This window comes from Salinivibrio sp. MA427, assembly GCF_001996115.1.
In the GTDB taxonomy this organism is placed as follows: domain Bacteria; phylum Pseudomonadota; class Gammaproteobacteria; order Enterobacterales; family Vibrionaceae; genus Salinivibrio; species Salinivibrio costicola.
Window position 1 is genome coordinate 1 of record NZ_MUFH01000192.1, and the last position, 5,069, is coordinate 5,069.

Consider the following 5,069-nt stretch of genomic DNA (forward strand, 5'->3'; position numbering starts at 1 on the left):
CTTTAAAGGCTCACTCGCCAATAAGGCTTCCACCGCAGCACGCATGGCGCGATCAATGCCGTTATGCACCTGCGAATCTGATAAACGTGCTGCGCGGTTGGTGTCTGGCGACGGGTTAACCGGCTGGTAGCGAGGCGCACACCCTGCGAGTAACAGCACGAGCGCGCCCACCATTAGTTGAGGCAAGCGCAACTTGCCCCATTTTTTCGTCCATCGGCGTGACCACTCAAGGTTCGCGGTTTTCATGGTTTCATTCATATTTAATGTGTTAACCCACCACCATGGGCCCAAGCGCTCGCCCACCCACTAAATGCATGTGGATATGATAGACCTCTTGGCCACCATGTTGATTACAGTTCATGATCAAACGATAGCCGTTTTCGGCAACCCCTTCGTCCGCTGCAATTTTCTTGGCCACGGTAATCATACGCCCGAGCGCGAGCTCATCATCTGGCTCCACATCATTGGTCGTTGGGATCAATTTGTTGGGTACAATAAGCACATGAACCGGCGCGCGCGGATTAATATCACGGAAGGCAGTAACAAGTTCATCCTGATAGACAACATCCGCGGGGATTTCTTTGCGAATGATTTTGCTGAAAATAGTTTCTTCCGCCATGGTCGATTCCCTTTTATGATTGTGTGTCGGCCAAGTATGCGGCAGCCCCCAATGAAGGGCAATATGCTAACGGTACGAATGTGCAACAATTCGGTCAATGCGCGGTGAAATATCCGTCAATCCCCGGTAAAAACAGGGGCTGAATCAAGTAATCGATTGCGTTACCATAGCACCGATGCATTGACATGTAAGGATCACACCATGACCACCCTGCTTTTCAAAAACGCTTCTGTCGTCAACGAAGGACACGTTGTTGAGACCGATGTACTGATCGAAAATGGCCGCATTAGCCAGATTGCTCGCGACATCAGTGCCCCTGCGGCCGCCGATTGTCGCGTGATTGATGCAACCGGTAAACACCTATTACCTGGAATGATTGATGACCAAGTTCACTTTCGTGAACCTGGCTTCCCGAAAAAAGGCACCATTGCCACTGAATCGAAAGCCGCGGTTGCCGGCGGCATCACCACCTACATGGAAATGCCCAACGTTAACCCGCCGACCACTACGCGAGAGGCACTGGAAGAAAAGTATCAACGCGCATCACAATCCAGTCATGCCAATTACGCCTTTTATCTTGGCGCTACTAACGACAATATCGATGAGATCCGTCGTCTTGATCCCAACGCTGCGTGTGGCGTGAAGGTATTTATGGGCGCGTCAACCGGGAACATGTTGGTCAACGATCCTGAAACACTGAACGCGATTTTTGCCGACTGCCCAACGCTGATCGCAACCCATTGCGAAGACACGCCAATGATCAATGAACTGGAAGGCATATATCGGGAAAAATATGGCGACGACGTCCCCATTGATGCGCACGCCCATATTCGTTCCAAAGAAGCGTGCTTAAAATCGTCGCAACTGGCGGTTAACTTAGCCAAAAAACACGGGACACGCTTGCATGTATTGCATCTGACGACCGAAGACGAGCTGTACCAGTTTGAGCCTGCTAAAACCCTAGAAGCCTTGCAGCAAAAGCAAATCACTGCCGAAGCCTGTGTTCATCACCTGTTTTTTAATCGCGACGACTACGACAGCAAAGGGACACTGATCAAATGTAATCCTGCGATCAAAGAGGCACACCACCAGCAAGCGCTCATTCAAGCGGTGAAAGACGGGGTTATCGATGTAATTGCCACCGATCATGCGCCGCACACCTTTGAAGAGAAGCAAAATACCTACTTTAACGCCCCAGCCGGTCTGCCCTTAGTGCAACATGCCTTGCAAGTGGCGTCGCAGCTAAACGACGTAACCCTTAATCGATACGCGCGCGACACCAAAACGAATCCGTCGCGCGCTTTTCTTTTTGCCTGCGCGGTCAAACTCTCACATCACAAACCTTGCTTATAATAACGATTTGCTTTTATATCCGAATCGTTTATTGTGTTGTTGATATATGGATATTCACGCTGCTTGGTTTCAACACCGGATGATGTTGAAAAGCTGTGTTCGCAAGGAGAGGTAACCTTAAGCGTCTTTCGGTTATCGCGACACTCGTATCCTACCTCTTCCACTGGCGTAAGCCGTTCAAAGGCACCAGCTGGCTGATATCCGCATCAGGGCGTACATTGCAAAGCCATCGCAAGCAATGATGACCCCACATGAATGACTCACGTTTGCTCGGTAATCCAGCAGGCGTAACCCAAATCATCGAGCCATCGCCGCAGTCCATATCATGCACGTTATTGTCGTGCAGAAGGCACCGGCAAGCTCGGGACGTCGAATAATCAACCAGTGAGGTGATGATGTCTTCATCTGCTTCTAAGCCACTGCTCAGTGTCAAAAACTTGAGCGTGTCATTTACTACCAACGACGGTATGGTCGATGCTGTTAAAAACGTAAGCTTTGACATCATGCCCGGTGAAACCGTGGCTGTCGTTGGCGAATCAGGATCGGGTAAATCGGTCTCTAGCAGTGCCGTGATGGGCCTGCTGCCCAATAACGCTGTGGTAAAACCTGAATCGCAAGTAAGCTTTAACGATACCAATGTTCTGACCTTGTCGACCAAGCAAATTCAGAAAATGCGCGGTGATCGTGTCGCGATGATTTTCCAAGAGCCAATGACTTCACTGAACCCGTATATGCGCGTTGGCGAGCAGTTAACCGAAGCCATTCAGTGTCACCACCGCACCACGTCAGACAAGGCCAAGCAGCGGATTATCGATCTCCTTAATTTAGTCCACCTTCCTAACCCCACTAGCGCATTGCAAAAATACCCGCATGAGTTTTCAGGCGGCCAATTGCAACGCATCATGATTGCTATGGCCCTAGTGAATGAGCCTGACTTGCTGATCGCCGATGAGCCAACAACGGCCCTGGATGTAACGGTACAAGCCGAAGTATTGAACTTGATTGGCGAACTACAGCAAAAGATGGGCATGGCGATCATGTTTATCTCCCATGACTTGGCCGTGGTGAAACACTTAGCCGACCGCGTTGTGGTGATGTGTAAAGGTGAAGTGGTTGAAACCAACGACACCAAAGCCTTGTTCGATAATCCGCAAGAAGATTACACCAAAATGCTGATTGACGCGGTACCGCGTGGTCGCAAAGCGGCTGTCAACGAGGATTCAGAAAACTTGCTAACCGTGGATAATGTCACCATCAAGTATTTCCTTGGTGCTGACTTCTTTGGCGGCAACAAACGCTATTTTGAAGCGGTGAGCGACATTAGCTTATCGCTACGCCGTGGCGAGACCTTAGGTATCGTGGGCGAGTCTGGATCGGGTAAATCGACCCTGGGCCGCGCAATTATGCGCTTGTTGCCCGTTGCCGAAGGCCGAGTCTGTTTTCGAGGTCACGATATCCACGAAATAAAAAACAGTGAGAATAAAGCGCTATGCCGCGATATGCAGATGGTGTTCCAAGACCCATTTGGCTCACTGTCACCCCGCATGACGGTCGGTGAAATTGTGGCTGAGGGCTTGCGCACTCACTTTCCAGAGCTCGACAAAAAAGAGCGTCTCGATCGGGTAAAAGATGCCCTTTATGAGGTACGTCTCGATAGTTCCGCGATTAACCGTTATCCGCACGAGTTCTCTGGCGGTCAGCGTCAGCGAATTGCGATTGCACGCGCCTTAATCTTGAATCCTGCGTTTATCTTACTCGACGAACCAACCTCTGCATTGGACCGTTCAGTGCAGTTGACCGTGATTGATTTGTTGAAAGACATTCAACAGCGTCACAATATTGGCTATCTGTTTATCAGCCATGACTTGAGTGTGGTTCGTGCGCTATCAGACCGCGTCATGGTCATGCAAAACGGCAAAGTCATGGAGGCGGGCACACCAGAAGAAATCTTCCATCACCCGCAACACGAATACACGCGTAACCTGATTGCCGCGTCGTTCGATCTGGAAGAAGAGGAAGTGGCTTAGCCCACGCAGTGATGTCCAAACGGGCAACATCGTTCGGGTAGACAAAAGTAGACAAAAAATGCGCCTAATTGGCGCATTTTTTATGACGTCTATCCGCTTAGGCTCCGCCCGACTCAACGCCTTCTTGTTAACGCAAGCAGGCGTTAAGCCGAACAGGTGCAATTGACGGATTAATCATCCATTTCGGCTATCTTCACCTTCCAGGTATCCGGGCCAATCTGGTGCGCGTTTTGCCCTTGCGCATCAACCGCTACAGTCACGGGCATGTCTTCCACTTCAAATTCGTAAATGGCCTCCATACCGAGATCTTCAAACGCGACCACGCGCGCTTTTTTGATCGCTTTTGATACCAAGTACGCGGCACCGCCGACCGCCATGAGGTACACCGCTTTGTGGTTTTTAATCGATTCCACCGCCGCAGGACCGCGCTCAGCCTTACCGATCATGCCGGTGAGTCCGGTTTCTGCCAGCATCATATCGGTAAATTTGTCCATGCGCGTTGAGGTGGTTGGGCCTGCTGGACCGACTACCTCATCCCCCACCGCATCGACAGGGCCAACGTAATAAATAAAGCGGCCGTTAAAGTCGACCCCCTCGGGAAGGCCTTCGCCATTGCGCAGCATTTCTTGTAAGCGTTTATGTGCGGCGTCGCGGCCGGTCAAGATCTTACCTGATAACAACACAGTTTCGCCGGTTTTCCAGCTCTGCACGTCTTCTTTGGTCACGGTATCTAAGTTAACACGGCGGACGTTATCCCCCACTTCCCAGGTGACCTGTGGCCAGTCGTCCAGTTTTGGTGGTGCCAATTCGGCTGGGCCTGAGCCATCAAGCGTAAAGTGAACATGGCGTGTGGCGGCACAGTTCGGGATCAAGCATACCGGCTTAGAAGCGGCATGGGTGGGCGCGGTTTTTACTTTCACATCCACTACCGTGGTCAGGCCGCCCAAGCCTTGGGCACCGATACCCAGCTTGTTCACCCGATCAAAAATATCTAACCGCAGTGCTTCATCCGCATTGCTTGGACCACGGTCGATAAGTGCTTGAATATCAATGTGCTCCATGAGCGATTC

5 protein-coding genes are annotated in these 5,069 nt (G+C 51.0%); 2 read left to right on the forward strand and 3 right to left on the reverse strand.

Annotated elements, in window-relative coordinates:
- Both BZG79_RS11395 and hinT read right to left on the reverse strand, forming a co-directional pair.
- Positions 1–246: hypothetical protein (locus BZG79_RS11395; protein WP_199877761.1), on the reverse strand; the 246-nt coding region annotated here is incomplete at its 3' end.
- Between the two features lie 22 nt (positions 247–268).
- Positions 269–619, reverse strand: a complete 351-nt coding sequence (hinT, locus tag BZG79_RS11400) for a purine nucleoside phosphoramidase (RefSeq protein ID WP_077460639.1) — start codon at positions 617–619, stop codon at positions 269–271.
- Between the two features lie 201 nt (positions 620–820).
- On the opposite strand from hinT, the gene BZG79_RS11405 reads away from it, so the two are divergent.
- Positions 821–1,972 (forward strand): dihydroorotase, encoded by a 1,152-nt coding sequence (locus tag BZG79_RS11405; protein ID WP_077774444.1) that lies wholly within the window; start codon positions 821–823, stop codon positions 1,970–1,972.
- A 395-nt stretch (positions 1,973–2,367) separates the two neighbouring features.
- A complete protein-coding gene (locus tag BZG79_RS11410) occupies positions 2,368–3,999 on the forward strand; it encodes an ABC transporter ATP-binding protein (RefSeq protein WP_021022828.1) in 1,632 nt (543 codons plus the stop codon).
- Between the two features lie 170 nt (positions 4,000–4,169).
- Here BZG79_RS11410 and BZG79_RS11415 read toward each other — a convergent pair.
- Positions 4,170–5,069 (reverse strand): FumA C-terminus/TtdB family hydratase beta subunit (locus BZG79_RS11415; RefSeq protein WP_199877764.1); only part of this gene is annotated, 900 nt, incomplete at its 5' end.

Bases quoted from the DNA above. Each gene is read 5' to 3' on its own strand.
- hinT (WP_077460639.1), bottom strand. From the start codon at position 619: ATGGCGGAAGAAACTATTTTCAGCAAAATCATTCGCAAAGAAATCCCC.
- BZG79_RS11405 (WP_077774444.1), top strand. From the start codon at position 821: ATGACCACCCTGCTTTTCAAAAACGCTTCTGTCGTCAACGAAGGACAC.
- BZG79_RS11410 (WP_021022828.1), top strand. From the start codon at position 2,368: ATGTCTTCATCTGCTTCTAAGCCACTGCTCAGTGTCAAAAACTTGAGC.